The following is a 15,507-nucleotide window of genomic DNA, read 5'->3' on the forward strand; positions in this document are numbered from 1 at the left end:
GTCACTCCAGCCAGTTGAACCGAGACCATGGAATTCAAGGAGGAGACCCATCGTGGGTATAAAGACCAAGCAGAACAGGCCCTTGCGGGGAAAACATAACAATGGTCGCGCTGTCGTGCGGCCCGTGGGCGGGCGCTATGCGTCGATGCTCGTCGGGCCCGCCGTCGGACTGACGGTACTGTGTGCGCATGCGCAAACGGCTCCCGCCATTCCCACGCCGGCTTCCGCACCCGTCGCGGCGAGCGCCACCAGCGCAGCGGCGCCAGCCACACCTCAAGCGCCCCACAAGAGCGCTGCACCCGCCAACGCCACGACCCTGAACACAGTCGAAATTACGGCGAACCGCCGTCGGGAGCCGGCGCGTGAAGTACCGATGCAGGTGAATGCGTTGAGCTCGCAAGAACTTCAACGCAAAGGCGACGCGTCGATGCGCGATTACCTGACGAAGGAGCCGGGCGTATCGCTCTCCTCGGTGGGCGCGGGGAATGCCCAGATCACCATGCGCGGGATCACGACCGGCACTGACATCTCGCCGACGGTCGGTGTCTACGTCGACGAAGTGCCGTTTGGCTCCAGCACGATCTATGGATCCGGTTCACAACTTTCACTGGACATGGGGCTGCTCGACCTCAACCACATCGAGTTGCTGCGAGGTCCGCAAGGCACGCTGTACGGTGCGGGCGCGATGGGCGGACTGCTGAAATATGTGACTAATGAGCCGGACACCGAAGGCGGCGTCACCGGTCATGCAGGCGTCATGCTCTCGGGCACCGACCACGGCAGCCTCAACCATACCGAGAGCGCGGTGGTGAACGTGCCGATCAAGCAGGATGTCGCCGCCCTGCGAGTCAGCGCATTCAACCAGCAGGATGGCGGTTACGTAAACCGTATCGGCAGCGATCCGGAAAAAGGAGTGGACGGCGCCAGCACCCGCGGCGGCCGCGCATCCCTGACAGTCACGCCAACCAATGCCCTGACGGTACGCCTGACCGCGACCACGCAGCAGATCAAGCGCGACGGCACGGCGTCCGTCGACTACGATTTCTACACGCGGCAACCGGTCTACGGCGACCTTACCCAGAACCGGCTGGTTGATGAACCGTTCGACCAGATCATCGAGCTCTACTCCGCGAACATTGAGTACGACTTCGGGTGGGCACGCCTGAACGCCATTTCGGCCTATCAGACCATACGCTCCAGCCAGACCAGCGACGATTCCGCTGTGTATCCCGGACTCCTGAACGCCCAGTTCGGTGCGCCGCTGTTTCGTACTGCTGCCGCGAATCTGGCTATCTCGACGGACAAGTTCACTCAGGAATTACGCCTCACCTCCCCGGCCAATCGCAAGCTCGAGTGGATTGCAGGGCTTTTTTACACAGACGAACGCAGCAACCAGAATCAGTCTCTGACCGCCACGGGGCCCACGACATCGATCAATCTGCTCACGAATCAGTTTCCGTCGACCTACAAGGAATATGCGGCCTACGGCGATCTGACCTACCACTTCACCAGCCGATTGTCCGCAACCGCCGGTTTGCGGGTCGCCCACAACGATCAGACATTCAGTGCCATCGCGTCCGGCCCGCTTGCCGGATCGGGGAATCAGCCTGGTCAGTCAGCTGACACGAGCAAGACGTATCTCTTCACGCTCGGCTACCTGGTGACGCAGAACAGCAGCCTGTACGGGCGGATTGCAAGCGGCTACCGCCCCGGCGGTCCGCAGCCGAGCTATCGCGATCCTGTCACTGGGCAAATGTCACCGGGAACGTTCAACCCCGACACGCTGACCAGTTATGAAGTGGGCTACAAGGCCGACTTCCTCGATAAGCGCGCATCGTTATCCGTTTCGGCATTCGATATCGAATGGAAGAACATCCAGCTCAATACCATCATCAACACCCTCGGTGTGGTGGCCAATGGCGGCAAGGCCCGTTCGAGGGGCCTGGAGTTCTTCGGCACACTGAATCCGACGCCGCAGTGGCATCTGGGCGCGGGCCTCACCTATCTCGACTCGCGGCTCACCCAGGATGTGCCGGGCATTGGGGCCGTGTCGGGCGACCGCCTGCCCAATACGCCCGATTTCTCTGCCACGCTCAATGTCGACTATCTCTTCAACGTCGCCTCGTATCGCGCCTACGTGGGCGCGACCGAAGCCTATATCGGGCAACGCAACTCGAACTTCCCCGGCAGCAAGACCGCGCCGAACTTCAGCATGCCGGGCTATTTCACGACGGACCTGCGTGCCGGTATCGATCTGCGCAAGGCAAACGTCTCCTTCTTTGTTCATAACCTGTTCAACCGACGCGGCATGCAAGCAGCAGGCACCTCCTTCGTTCCGCTCGGCGGCCCCGCCTCGGTTGTCTTTATCCAGCCGCTGACAGTCGGCATGCAGGTTGACGTGCCGTTCTAAAACGGATCATGGGCGCGGAGATTGCCGGCGTCTCCGCGGTGGCGCGGCCTGCATCGTCGGGTCGCGCCACCATACCGAAGGGCGGTGCGCTCTGCCCCCAGTCACACGAGTTGCCCATTCGAGCCGGCCTCACTGAGATAGTCCATGCTTGAATCCACTGATTTGTTATCCAAACTAAGATCGCGGCAACCGCTGCTGTGGCTCAACCCTAATCTCGGCCACGCCTTGCCGGAGAACGCGCCCACGGCGGACCAGATCACCGAAGCCGAGAAGCGGCTGGCGCGCTGCGAGCCGTTGATGGCGCAGCTGTTTCCCGAACTCCGCGCGACCGCAGGGAGAGTGGAGTCCCCGCTGGTATCCGCCGACCCTCTGCAAGCCGCACTGACGGATCCGGACAAGCCTCAGGGCGCGTGGTTCATCAAGCGCGACGATGCGTTGCCGGTGGCAGGGTCCATCAAGGCTCGCGGCGGTTTTCACGAGGTGTTGGCACTGGCCGAGTCGATCGCCATCGAACACGGCCTCGCGGCTGCGACCAGTGATCGCCGGCTCCTCGCCTCACCGTCGGCACGGACGCTGTTTGCCCAGCACACGGTCACGGTCGGCAGCACCGGCAATCTCGGCTTGAGTATCGGCGTGATGGCGGCGGCGCTCGGGTTCGACGCGGTCGTGCACATGTCCACCGACGCGAAACTGTGGAAGAAGGAGCGCCTGAGGCAGCGTGGCGTTCGGGTCGTCGAGCACGAGGGCGACTATGCCCAGGCCGTTGCGGGCGGGCGCGCGCAGGCGCTGGACATGCCTCGCTGTCATTTCGTCGATGACGAAGGTTCGTTGATGCTGTTTCTCGGCTATGCAGCGGCGGCCCGTCATCTGGCTACGCAGCTTGCCGAGGCGGGCCGCATCGTCGACGCAGCGCATCCGCTCTTCGTGTACATCCCGTGTGGCGTCGGCGGTGCGCCGGGTGGCATCACCTACGGCCTGACGGCCTTGTTCGGCCCGCATGTGCATTGCTTCTTCGCGGAGCCCGTGGCGTCACCGTGCATGCTGGTTCAACTGGCGGCCGGCTGCGATGAACCGGTGTCCGTGTATGACATCGGCCTCGACAATCGCACGGATGCCGACGGACTCGCGGTCGGGCAGGCGTCGTATCTTGTCAGCCCGCTCATGGCCGCTCAGCTCGCCGGCGTATTTACCGTCAGCGACGACGAGCTCTACACGCAATTGCACGTGGTCAAACGGACCATGGAGATCGAGCTTGAGCCATCGGCCGTGGCAGGCCTCGGCGGTCCGGCGTGGCTAAGCGAGTCGGCCGCCGGACGCGACTACTTGCGTGCACGCAATCTCGACCTGAGCGCCGCGACGCACGTGATCTGGACGACGGGCGGATCATTGGTGCCGCCCGAGGAGCATCGGCGCTTCCAGGCTCGCGCGAAAGCCCCGGACGCCCCTCACGACTAAGAAGTCGATCCACGTTCGCCCCAGCGTCTCTCTTCAGGTCTTCAGGCGACACCCAGTGAAGCGTCCGGTATGACACGGACGCGGTACCCCGTGCTCCGACGCCTCACTGGGCGACGACCTGTTCCGCTCAATTGAAAGCGAAGTCGATCGCGCGACCGAGCGCCGGCCACGCTGCAAGCCCATGCCCCTGTTTGGCGAAGACCGCGTAGTCCTCGACCTGATAACCGTCCGATCCGCGCAAGGCTTGCAATCTTGCGGTGAGATCACGCGCGTTTCCGACCATCCGGTTGCTGCGAACACGTGCGTCGAGTTCGGCCTGAGCCATAGCGAGCGCGGCCGGCACAGGGGTCGGCGTCTCCTCTTCGCTGCCCATGGTCACGAGCACTCGCGGACTAACGGTCCCGGCACTCACTGCGGCCGAAAATTTTTCCTCATTCGCCAGCACTGCTTTCTCGCTCCACCAGATCGACGGACTCGCGGCGATAAAGGTTCGAAAAGCGTTCGGTTCGACAAATAACGCGTGGAGAACAGCCAGACCGCCCAGCGAATGCCCGAAGATCGCCTGGTTCGTGCTGTCGACGGAGACCATCTCCGCGACGCGAGGCTTGACCTCCGTTTCAATCGTGGCAAGAAAATCGTCGAGGCCGCCAACCCGTTCCGGTGTCAGATTGAAGCCCGGTATCTGTTGCGTAGCAAGGACATCGGCACTGACCGGCAAGCTGAGGTCGTACATTCGCTTCAACCCGAAGGCATAGGCCATCGAGGTCAGTTCGTTCAATCCCGGCAACGCCCCAAGCGGCTCAATGGCTTTTTTGATGAAAGCAGGATCGCTGGGATAACCGATACCCACGACAACCACATCGTGCACGTTGGCACGAACGGCTTCCACGGCGCTCGCGAAATAGGCATGCGCATCGAGCACATAGAGCACCCGGTAGCCACGTTCGGGCGCAGGCAGCCACGGCAACGCCACGCTGATCGAATATTGATGGCCATTGACCCCGGAAACAAAATCGATTTTCCGGGTGTTGGGGATCGAAACAGGCTGAACTTGCGTCATACGCTTCATCTACCTCAATGATTGGTTAGGGTCTGCACAACGCAGACTCCATCGTGCTGCGAAACAGAAGTGACGGGCTCCGGTCCCGTCACTGGCATTCATGATTTCGTGTGTACTCGTGGCATAAGCCGATACCGGCCAGGACTCAGCGTATCTGCTTCCGCTCGAACGTGAGATGCCTGGTGCGCGGCAAGTTGATCTGGAATCCCATCATTCGTCCACCTTGCTTCGAAAAACTGAACGCGGCGCACCACCCCATCGCGGAGGGCGCGAGGCATGCAAGCGTCTCACCGAGACAGATCAGCTCGCTCTCGGCTTGCCCGTAGGCATCGCCGCAGCGAAGCACGATGCGTTCACCGTCCCGGGCGATAACGGCTGTGCAGTCGGCGTCGGCGCTGTAGTACTGCCCCGTGACCGCATCGACAAAAGCTTCAGCGTCTGCGGTGTCTCTCGTGACCTTTCGATAGACCGCGGATTGTCCGCCGAACCTGATCGTCAACGCATTGCTTCGAACCGCATCGTCCAGCCCGAGTGCGACCTCACCCATGCCCACGGCGGGAAAAATGACCCGTCCGTCCGGTGCTTTTCTCAACGGCACCCCTTGCGATGCCCCACACATCGACAGCTTCAACACGCCCTCCTCGTCGAGCAGGCCATAGATCATGCCGGTATCCGCGGACCACCAGTCGCCGAGCAGGTCCTTGTAGTCAGCCGCCGCGATGGTCGGCGCGCGCTCACCCAGATGGTCGGCGAGGATGAGATCGAGCGCCTGCTCGGCCAGCTTCACCGGGCTGCACCCGGGCGCGCCATTGGCCATGATCACGATATCGAGCCCATGGTCGGGCGCCGTGAACATCTGGCTCGACGCGCCGATCACCCCGCCGGAGTGATGCACGACACGCACACCCCGATAGGACTCGACCACCAGACCCATCGCATAAGCTCCGACGCTTCCGTCTGGAAAGGGCACAAGCTCGGTCAGCGCAGTCCAGGTCGCGGCCGAGCCGAACCGGTCTTGCGTACGAAGATGTTCGGTCCAGCGCAGCATGTCGTCGATTGTCGAGACGATGGCGCCCTCGCCGCGATTCTCCTCCGAAGGAAACAGGCCGCGCCGCCAGCCGCCGCCCGGCGCCGGCGTATGCATCGTCGCAATGCCCGGCGTGATGCTGTAATCGCTTGGGATCGCCTCGGTATCGAGCATCCCCAAGGGATGGAACAGCCGTTGCCTGAGTTGGGATTCGAATGATGCACCGCCCACCCGTTCGATCGCGATCGAAACCAGGTGATAGCCGCCGTTGTTGTAAAGCATCGTGTCGCCGGGCGCGAAGTTACGCCCCATCTGGCGAACCTGCGTGGCAAGGCCGGTCCCGACCGGTGGCACCGCCAGTCCACGGCTCAGGATGCCGATATCGACAAAGCAGCGGGAGCCGCCGCGGTGCAGGAGGAGTTGCCGGACCGTGGGGTCGCCACCTGGGCCAGTGAGTTCGGGAATGACGCTTCGGATCGGCGCGTCAAGATTGAGTTTTCCTTCCTCGACCAGCAGCAGCGCCAGGAGAGCGGTGAAGTGCTTGCTGATCGAGGCGATCCGCATGCGCGTGCCCGGCGTATTGGCCACTGCGTGCTCCAGGCTGGCGAGCCCGAAGCCACGCCGGTACAACAGCTTGCCGTGCTGCGCAATGCCCACCACCAGACCTGGTGCATCACTGCGATTGAAAGGAGCAAAAAGACCGTCAAGGGCACTGCTGACATCCACCTTCAACTCTGGAACCACCATCGTGCTTCTCCACAGATTTGCCGCCATAGCGGCGCGATAGTCATTTTTGCCAACATGGACATTCAATGCACTCGAATGTCCAACCAGGACCAGGATCGGGACTCAGCCTGCCTGCTTTCGTTCGAACGAGAGATTCCGCGTCCGCCCCGAGTTGATCTGGAAGCCGCTCATTCGCCCGTCCTGCTTCGAAAAACTTAACGCGCAGGACCATCCCGCGAGAGAAGGCGCGGTGCATGCAAGTGTCTCACCCAGACAAACCAGATCGCTCACGGTTTTCCCGTAAGCATCGCCGCAGCGAAGCACGATGCGTTCACCCTCCCGGGCGATAACAGCCGTGCAGTCGGCATCGACGCTGTAGTACTGCCCCGTGACCGCTTCGGCGAAGGCTTCAGTGCTCGCGAGGTCCCTCGCGACCCTTCGATAGACTGCGGATTGCCCGCCGAACCTGACCGTCAGCCCATCGCCGCGCGCGGCTGCGTCCAGCCCGATTTCGACATCGCCCATGCCCGCACCGACGCCCCGCGCAACCGCCCGGCCGTTCATTACTTTCTCCAGCGGAAACCCTTTCGGACTGCTGCACAGCGACAGCTTCAGCACGCCCTCCTCGTCGACCAGGCCGTAGATCATGCCGGTGTCCGCAGACCACCAGTCGCCGAGCAGGTCCTTGTAGTCGGCCGCCGCGATCGTGGGTATGCGCTCACCCAGATGGTCGGCGAGGATGAGATCGAGCGCCTGCTCGGCCAGCTTCACCGGATAGCACGCGGGTGCGCCATTGGCCATGATCATGATGTCGAGCCCGTGGTCGGGCGCCGTGAGCATCTGGCTCGACCCGCCGACCACACCGCCGGAGTGATGCACGATTCGTACACCCCGATAAGACTGGACCATTAAACCCAGTGCATAAGCTCCGACGGTTTCGTCTGGAAAGGGTGCAAGCTCAATCAGCGCCGCCCAGGTCGCGGCCGAGCCGAACCGGTCTTGCGTACGAAGATGTTCGGTCCAGCGCAGCATGTCGTCGATTGTCGAGACGATGGCGCCCTCGCCGCGGTTCTCCTCCGAAGGAAACAGACCGCGCCGCCAGCCGCCACCCGGCGCCGGCGTGTGCATCGTCGCAATGCCGGGCGTGATGCAGTAGTCGCTTGGGATCGACTCGGTATCGAACATCCCCAAGGGGTTGAACAGGCGCTGCTTGAGTTGGGATTCGAACGACGCGCCGCCCACCCGTTCGATCGCGATCGAAACCAGGTGATAACCGCCGTTGTTGTAAATCATCATGTCGCCGGGCGCGAAGTTGCGACCCGTCTGGCGAACCTGCGTGGCCAGCGCGGTACCCAGCGGTGCAATCGCTAACCCGCGGCAGAGGAAGCCAATGTCGAGATAGCAGCGCGAGCCGCCGCGATGCATCAGGATTTGCCGGACCGTGGGGTCGCCGCCCGGGCCGGTGAGCTCCGGAATGTAGGTTCGGATAGGCGCGTCGAGACTGAGTTTGCCCTGCTCGACCAGCAGCAGAGTCAGCAGAGCGGCAAAGTGCTTGCTGATCGAGCCGATCCGCATGCGGGTGCCCGGCGTATTGGCCACTGCGTGCTCCAGGCTGGCGAGCCCGAAACCGCGCCGGTACAACAGCTTGCCGTGCTGCGCAATGCCCACCACCAGACCCGGCACATCGCTGCGATTGAAGGGTGCAAAAATCTCGTCAAGGGCACTGACATTCACATTCAACGCTTGAACCACCATGACGCCTCTCCACAAGACATAGCGCCACAGAGGCGCAACAGTTAGTAGTACGTTGGAGAACTTTCCAACATAGAATCATTTTCAAACCGGGCGAACCAAAAATATGAGAATCTCCGCGAAGGCACCCGTCTAACGGCTATGACCGCGCGCACTCACTGGCCATATGACCTCAACGCGTCCCCCGCGAAACACAATGATCTCGTCATGCAGATTGAGCGTCGGGTCGCAATGGCCTGGCACCAGTAGAAGCTGGCTGCCCAGCGCAGGTTTGACAACGTCGCGATTCAGCATCTGCACACTGCCATGTTCGTCGTTCACGACCGTGTAGTGCAAGGTACTGCTTGCGCCGTCATCGCTCCAAACCGTCGGCAAACCGGAATCGACGGCGAGAGACTTGAGTCCCGCGTCGACCACTACGATCTGTCCGGCATCGCTATTGCCCACGCTGATCACCGACGTGGCGAGAAACAGGCTGTGTTCGAAGCGCAGTGCATCGCTATAGACGTTGCGACTGTAGTCCCCATCCATGAAGGCGTAAGAGCCGGGCTGCACTTCGGTGTAGACCCCACTGGCGAGATCGAACTCGACGCTGCCGCTGCCACCACCGGTGACAACCGCGCAGACCACTCCATCACGGCGGAGTGCGTCGACGACTTCGGCCGTGCGAGCCGCGGCGAGCCCCGCGGCGTCACGCCGCTCGGCATAGTCGCGGATGTGCTGGATACTGCCCTGGTAGGCCTGCAAGCCTTTGAACGTCAGTTGAGCATGGGCGGACATCACCTCCAGCAATTGCAACACCTGCCTGGCATCGGCTACACCGCAGCGGTTCTGGCCGACGTTGATTTCGACGAAGACATCGATACGGCTGCCGTGCGCGGCGGTCGCCGCCGCCAACGCGATCACCTGATCCGGGTGGTCGACACACACGCTGAAACGCCCATGCAGCGCCATCCTCGCCAGCAGGTCCAGCTTCGCCGAACCGATGACTTCGTTGCTGATATGAATATCCGTGATGCCGGCATGAAGGAAAGGCAGTGCCTCGCTGACCTTCTGGCAGCAGATGCCGACTGCGCCGCGCTGGATCTGCGCGAGCGCGATCGCCGGGCATTTGTGCGCTTTGGCATGCGGACGCAACGCTACGCCCGCCGCATCGGCGCTCGCCTGCATGACATCCAGATTGCGCTCGAACGCGTCAGCGTCCAGCAGTAGCGCAGGTGTATCGATGCTTGTTATCGGATTCCCCGGACTAGCTGCCGGTAGCACCTGGATAGTGTGAATGCTGCTCATAGTTCAATGTAGATCCAGACGGATCGGGTGGTCGACCGTTGACGGACCCGCTCGCGAAATGCCAGGCTGCCGGCGCCTGGCGACGCAGCCGACATAGCGTGAGCGGTCCGGGTAAAAAAACTCAAGCGTCCCGAGTTGGCTGGGCAATCTGTTCGGACCTGACTCGCACGATGTCTTCATGGAGCGGCCAAAGGTGCTGAGCGAGGCGCGAACGGGGAAACGATGCGACATCGGCTGAACTCAGTCCCGGGCTATCGACGGTAATGATTGCGGAGGCCAGAGCCTGGAATCCCGCCCGGAAATGGTTGGAGCTTTTGAGCGCAACGATCTTGCGGCAATTCACGTCGATGCCATGAAGCAGCAACATCGCGTGATCGAAGGTTTGCGTTGGACGCGAGATAACAATGACGTCGACGCCCTCGATGATGAGCCTGCACGATGTCCCGAGATCGAACTGAAGGCCCTCCAGCATGGACCCGGGAAGATTCGTGAAGCGGCCGTCGGTAATCGCTTTGACATACGCTTGCGCAACGATGGGAGCGCCTTGCATCTTGCCGAGCTTCCCGCCGAGTTTGACTTCTATCGTCGCGCCGACGCCGGCACGCTCAGCCTGTTGCGCGACGCCCGGGTCGTGAATCGCCACGAAGCACGCGGTCCCGGGCGAAAGCTGCGCGTGCAGAAGCGCCCGCAACAAATGCGTCGCATCGCCAGGCGCGCCGCCGCCGGGGTTGTCCGAACTCTCGTTGATCACAACCAGACCCGACTCGACGGCAAGGGCCTGCCTGACGCCCTCCTCTGGCGCCAGGACCTTAGGCCTGAACGCCTCCCGGTTCGCCCAGATCCAGTCGGCAACTTCGTCGGCGCAGCGCTGCGCAAGGTCAAGGTCGCCATCGGTCGTACACACCACCGTGAGGCACGGCGCGGGAATATCCGCGTAAGGAAAACCATGGAACCAGGAACAATCGATCACCCCCGGCCGTTCACCGACACGCCTGCACAACTCGTTGACGTGTGCAGCAGGCAGACCAGGCTCCGTGCTCATGACGATACCCAACATAGGCAACTGGTGCATTGCGGTGACCGGTCTGATCTCGCCGCGAGCCGTCTGGGCCAGCAGTTCGACAGCCTCGACGCCGCGCTGCAGGAGGTCAGTATGCGGATAGAGTCGGCACGGCAGCGTCAGGTCGCCATAGACACGCATCTGCTCAGTCATCTGCCCATGCAGATCGTAGACCGATGCGATGGGCACGTTATCGCCCACCAGCTCGCGTACAGCCGCAAGCAGGTCGCCTTCCAGATCGTCGATCCCCTCCACCACACCCGCTCCGTGCGGCGCCATCAAGACCCCATCAACCGGGAGTGCGTCCCTGATCCCGGCGAGCACAGATTGCTTCAGATGCGCGTAGACACTCGCGCCAATGGTTCCGGACGGCCACGCGAAAGCCAGTGTCGAGTAAACCAGTTCGATCCCCGACGCGGCGGCCGCTTCGATGTAGCCGCCTACCGAACGATTGGTTCCTGCGTACTCCGCTTCAACTTCATCGCCACTGACGCACATGAAGTCGGACAGTTGCGTGTTACCCGTGAACTCCGTCGCATAGGTATTGGTCTCGTGGCAGATACCGGCGACGACAAATCTCAGGCTTGCGTTTGCATTAAGCATGGGGGCCTTTTCTAGTTATATGGATCACGTGCTGCGCGATGCGAGCTTCCACAGGCGTGCCAGCGCGGCCGCCGCGCCATTGCCGGCGACGGCGTCAAATGCATTCAGCGCTTTCCCCTTTTGACCCGCAAGGAAGTAAGCAATGCCGAGATGCAAGCGCGCTTCATTCGGATCGGCAAGACCGCCTTTTGCAAGGCCCGTCTCGATCAAAGCGATGCCTTGCTGACTCTTTCCCGAGAGCGCCTCGTTGAAGCCCGTTTCGACCAACGCGGTGCCGTTGCCTGCCGTAGCGGCCGGCTGCGGCTGAGCGGCCGCTTTGGTCGCGAGGTTCCTGAGCCGCTCGCCGCGTCCCGCATCCGCGCCTTTGCCCAGCACGCCGGAATCGAACCCCTGGTTCACCACACTCAACGCCTCCGCCCGATGCCCGGCCAGAATCGCGAGTTGCGCCATCTGGATATAGTCACTTGCGCTAGCTAGATTGTTGGTGGCGCGCTTAAGACGATAGACATCGAGTTCGAATCGTCCCGCGAATTCTGGATCTGCCTGCAGGCGGCCGAGTAGTTCGCCCCAATAGGCAGGCGTCGGATAATATTTGACGAGTTGTTCCAGCACCGCTGTGTAGCCTGCGTTGTCGTTCTGCTTCTGATAACAACTCGCCAGCAGTTTCAGCGCGTCAACGTCAGGCGCACGCCCGGCGCGCATCTCCGCATCCACCGCAGGCCGGAGGAGTTTTTCTGCCGCACCGGGGTTGCCCGCCATGTAGTAAGACTGCGCGAGCAGCGTTTTCATATGCGGATCGCCCGCCCCCGCGCTCTGATAACGCTGCCCCCATTGCACGGCCTGCGCATAATTTCCCTGCTGATAGGCGAGACTCGCCAGCGCCGCCATCATCTTCTGCTGTTCCGCAACCGGCTGGCGGCCGCTCTGAATCAGAAATCCGTAATCACGCGCGGCCACAGCAAGGTCGCCGGCGGCAACGGCTGCCGCGCCGCCCATCTGTGCAACGAGGTCGCTTTCGTATTGCGACTTGCCGGGCATGGCCTCTGCCTGCGCCACGCTCGCCAGCGCATCCTTGTAACGTTGCGCCTGGTACAACGCACGTGCGGTCTGCAACAGCCTGGTGATTTCCGGCCGGAGGGTCTCGGCCGGAAACGCCGACATGCTGACGAGCACAGCGCTCACCCCGACCGCTAGAAACAGCCCGCGCAGCAGAGCGGACGACACGCGTCCAGAACTAAGTCCACGACTCATTTTCCACCTATCCCAGACGTTCCTACTGCATGAATTGCTCATTGCCGACGAGCGCGATTTTGGTGACGCCCTGCCGTTGCGCCGCCGCCATCACAGCAGCCACGCGACGGTACGGCACCAGCCGGTTAGGTCTGAGATGCAACTCCGGCTGGTCTGCTTGCGCCGCCACCGTCTTCAGGTGCTGATCGAGATCCCCGAGGTCCGCAAGGGGTGCACCATTCCAGCTGATGGTGCCGTCGAAGTCCACGTCAACCTCCACCACCGGCGGCGGCGCCTTCACGACGGGAGGCGGCGTGCCCACGGGCATATTCATCTTTACCGCATGCGACTGGATCGGAATCGTGATGATCAGCATGATGAGCAGCACCAGCATGACGTCGATTAATGGCGTCGTGTTGATCTCGACCAGTACTTCGGGTTCCTGACTACCACCCGCTGGCATGTTCATTCCCATTTCTGCCTCCTCAGCCGCCGTGCGTAGCCGGATTCGTAATGAAGTCTACCTTCGCGATGCCGGCTCGCTCGCACGCCACCACAACTTTGCCGACATACTCGTAACGCGCGCTCTCGTCACCCCGGATCTGAACCTCCGGCTGCGGTTGCTGTACGGCGACCTCTTTCAACCGCGCGACCAGCGTCGGCATATCGATGTGCTGTTCCGACCAGAACACATCGCCGTCGCGATTGATCGCGAGCACGATGTTCTTCGGCGTGGTCTGCAACGGCTGGACCGTCTGCGTCGGCAACCGGACGTTCACCGTATGCGTGGCGACCGGAATGGTGAGCAGGAAGATGATGAGCAACACCAGCATCACGTCCACCAGCGGCGTGGTGTTGATCGTTGACATTACCTCGTCGTGCTCGTCGCTGCCTTGTCCTGCACTCATGGCCATGATCTGCTCCGCTTACGACGTTGCTGCCTTCATGGATCGCCTTGAGGCCGCGTCGTCAGGAACGGAATACGAAGAAGTCTTCGTCGCCGTGCCCGCGCCGCTCAGGAGGACGGTATGCAGTTGTGCGCCAAAGCCGCGCACCCGTTCCATGACCGAGCGGTTGCGGCGTACCAGGAAGTTGTAGCCGAGCACGGCCGGCACAGCGACCGCAAGGCCGATGGCCGTCATGATGAGCGCTTCGCCCACCGGCCCCGCCACCTTATCGATCGACGCCTGTCCAGCAATGCCAATTGCCGTCAGCGCATGATAGATACCCCAGACCGTACCGAAGAGACCCACAAAAGGCGCGGTCGAGCCGACTGTCGCGAGAAACGCGAGGCCATCCTGCAAGCGATTGGAAACAATCGTGGTTGCGCGTTCGATCGACACGCTGATCCAGGTGTTGAGATCGACTTTTTCGAGCAGCGCCCCTTCATGATGGCGACTGGCTTCAATGCCGCTGCCTGCTATGAAACGAAATGGGCTGGCTTCGTCCAGCTGTTGCACCCCGGCTTCGAGGGACGGCGCATCCCATACCTTCTCGTCCGCTGAACGCGCACGACGGTTGGCGCGAAACTGCTCGAAAAATTTGGTCACCATGATGTACCAGCTGCCCATCGACATGATCACCAGGATGACGAGCGTGGCCCGCGAAACAATGTCTCCCCCCTTCCACAACGCATCGAGGCCATAGGGATTCGACACCGCTTCGGTCATTGCCACCGGCGGCGGCGGAGCGGGCTGGTCGGCCTGCTCTGCCGGCGCTTGCGCTGCGGGTGCGGCGCTCGTCTGTGCGCTTGTCTGTGCGCCCGGCGTGCCTGCCGTGCTGCTGGCGGACTGCGCATAGGCCGTCCCGGTCACGCTCAGGAGTGCCACAGAGGTCAGGGCGAAAATAGCGCTTGCCGCAATGGCGGCCAAACTCGGGTTCTTCATGTCATCACTCCAAGATCGTTCTTCATAGACCTGGCAGGTAGCGCCCGCCAGCCTTGCTTGACGTTGCCTTCAATTCAGATTGAACGAGAACGGCACCTGTACACGGACGTCCTCTCCTTGCGCGACACAGTTGAACTGCTTGACTGCATTCACTGCAGCCCGGTCGAGAAGCGGATCCGCCGACTTCACAACCTGTACGTCCTGCATGTTTCCGCGTGCATCCACCACGAACTCCACCAGCACGTCGCCCGTAATGTTGTTGCGCTGAGCTTCACGCGGATAGTGCATCGACTGCCTGACCTGCTGCGAATTCGGGCACACCACCCCCACTTCCGTGTGCACCGTATGCGCAGGCGCTGCTGCAACAGCAGGCGCGGGCATGGGTGCGGACTGTGGCTGAGGCGTGGCCGAGCGCTGCGCCACCACCGGTTGCTGCGCTTGTGCGGGAACCACCACTTCAGGGGGCGGAATGAACGGCGGCGGGGGCGCGAATTTCGGTGGGGGCGGCAAGACGATCGCCGGCTTGGGCGCAGGCGGTTTCACCTCTTCGACGATTCTTGTTTCGATGGGCTTGCGGATCACCTCAATCACTTTTGCGGCGAGACCGTTCACCAGAATGTAGATGAGCCCCACGTGTAGGAGTGCCACAAATCCAATGCCGCCAAAGCGGCTCGCGGAATAGTGGCGCTGACCAGCATATTTCATTTGTCCCTCCTCCAAGCACCCGCGCCGTGTCGGCTCTCCCCGGGTGTCATTTCTCATATCCCTATCGCCAGCCGGTTTGCTTCTTTGCTCGCTTGCAGTCCGTGGCGATCGCTCATCACGAGCAGCGGATGGCGGCTGACTACCGGCTTGCCGAATTTCCACATCGCAGCCACACCGTTATCGCTGCATGACCCACACATTACACCAACAATTTTCCAAATAGAACATTTTTTTCCACAATGAATAATTTAGGACGTAATGAACGTGTAATGAAATTTTTTGGCATACTGATCGCTTATGCGG

Annotated in this window: 12 protein-coding genes; 2 read left to right on the plus strand and 10 right to left on the minus strand. The window is 61.8% G+C overall.

Translation table 11 applies throughout. The features are described 5' to 3' along the window. Window positions 1-331: 331 nt before the first annotated feature. The gene (locus tag PQQ96_RS00570; RefSeq protein WP_408287621.1) at window positions 332-2,410 is read left to right on the plus strand and encodes a TonB-dependent receptor; all 2,079 of its coding nucleotides are present in this window, start codon (window positions 332-334) and stop codon (window positions 2,408-2,410) included. A 144-nt stretch (window positions 2,411-2,554) separates the two neighbouring features. Beyond that, the gene (gene dsdA, locus PQQ96_RS00575) at window positions 2,555-3,865 is read left to right on the plus strand and encodes a D-serine ammonia-lyase (RefSeq protein WP_408287372.1); all 1,311 of its coding nucleotides are present in this window, start codon (window positions 2,555-2,557) and stop codon (window positions 3,863-3,865) included. Between the two features lie 127 nt (window positions 3,866-3,992). Here the strand turns inward: dsdA and PQQ96_RS00580 are convergent, their stop codons facing one another. From PQQ96_RS00580 to PQQ96_RS00625, 10 genes are all read right to left on the minus strand, one after another. Then, window positions 3,993-4,925: an alpha/beta hydrolase gene (locus PQQ96_RS00580; RefSeq protein ID WP_408287375.1), complete on the minus strand. Its 933-nt coding sequence runs from the start codon at window positions 4,923-4,925 to the stop codon at window positions 3,993-3,995. A 145-nt stretch (window positions 4,926-5,070) separates the two neighbouring features. Further along, window positions 5,071-6,699, minus strand: a complete 1,629-nt coding sequence (locus PQQ96_RS00585; RefSeq protein WP_408287378.1) for a serine hydrolase domain-containing protein — start codon at window positions 6,697-6,699, stop codon at window positions 5,071-5,073. A 102-nt stretch (window positions 6,700-6,801) separates the two neighbouring features. Continuing rightward, window positions 6,802-8,433, minus strand: a complete 1,632-nt coding sequence (locus PQQ96_RS00590) for a serine hydrolase domain-containing protein (protein ID WP_408287380.1) — start codon at window positions 8,431-8,433, stop codon at window positions 6,802-6,804. Window positions 8,434-8,562: 129 nt separating this feature from the next. Beyond that, a complete protein-coding gene (locus PQQ96_RS00595) occupies window positions 8,563-9,720 on the minus strand; it encodes a DSD1 family PLP-dependent enzyme (RefSeq protein ID WP_408287383.1) in 1,158 nt (385 codons plus the stop codon). 121 nt (window positions 9,721-9,841) lie between these two features. Next, entirely contained in the window at window positions 9,842-11,383 is a 1,542-nt protein-coding gene (locus tag PQQ96_RS00600) for a M81 family metallopeptidase (protein ID WP_408287386.1), read from the minus strand. A 24-nt stretch (window positions 11,384-11,407) separates the two neighbouring features. Further along, on the minus strand, window positions 11,408-12,634 hold the full coding sequence (locus tag PQQ96_RS00605) for a tetratricopeptide repeat protein (RefSeq protein WP_408287389.1): 1,227 nt from the start codon (window positions 12,632-12,634) through the stop codon (window positions 11,408-11,410). Window positions 12,635-12,656: 22 nt separating this feature from the next. Continuing rightward, the gene (locus PQQ96_RS00610; RefSeq protein WP_408287391.1) at window positions 12,657-13,088 is read right to left on the minus strand and encodes an ExbD/TolR family protein; all 432 of its coding nucleotides are present in this window, start codon (window positions 13,086-13,088) and stop codon (window positions 12,657-12,659) included. A 10-nt stretch (window positions 13,089-13,098) separates the two neighbouring features. After that, window positions 13,099-13,527: an ExbD/TolR family protein gene (locus tag PQQ96_RS00615; RefSeq protein WP_408287394.1), complete on the minus strand. Its 429-nt coding sequence runs from the start codon at window positions 13,525-13,527 to the stop codon at window positions 13,099-13,101. A gap of 12 nt (window positions 13,528-13,539) precedes the next feature. Then, the gene (locus tag PQQ96_RS00620; RefSeq protein WP_408287397.1) at window positions 13,540-14,499 is read right to left on the minus strand and encodes a MotA/TolQ/ExbB proton channel family protein; all 960 of its coding nucleotides are present in this window, start codon (window positions 14,497-14,499) and stop codon (window positions 13,540-13,542) included. Window positions 14,500-14,568: 69 nt separating this feature from the next. Continuing rightward, entirely contained in the window at window positions 14,569-15,204 is a 636-nt protein-coding gene (locus tag PQQ96_RS00625; RefSeq protein WP_408287400.1) for an energy transducer TonB, read from the minus strand. Window positions 15,205-15,507 lie beyond the last annotated feature (303 nt).

Origin of the sequence: Paraburkholderia sediminicola (genome assembly GCF_046027825.1) — a bacterium.
Classification (GTDB): Bacteria; Pseudomonadota; Gammaproteobacteria; order Burkholderiales; family Burkholderiaceae; genus Paraburkholderia; species Paraburkholderia sediminicola_D.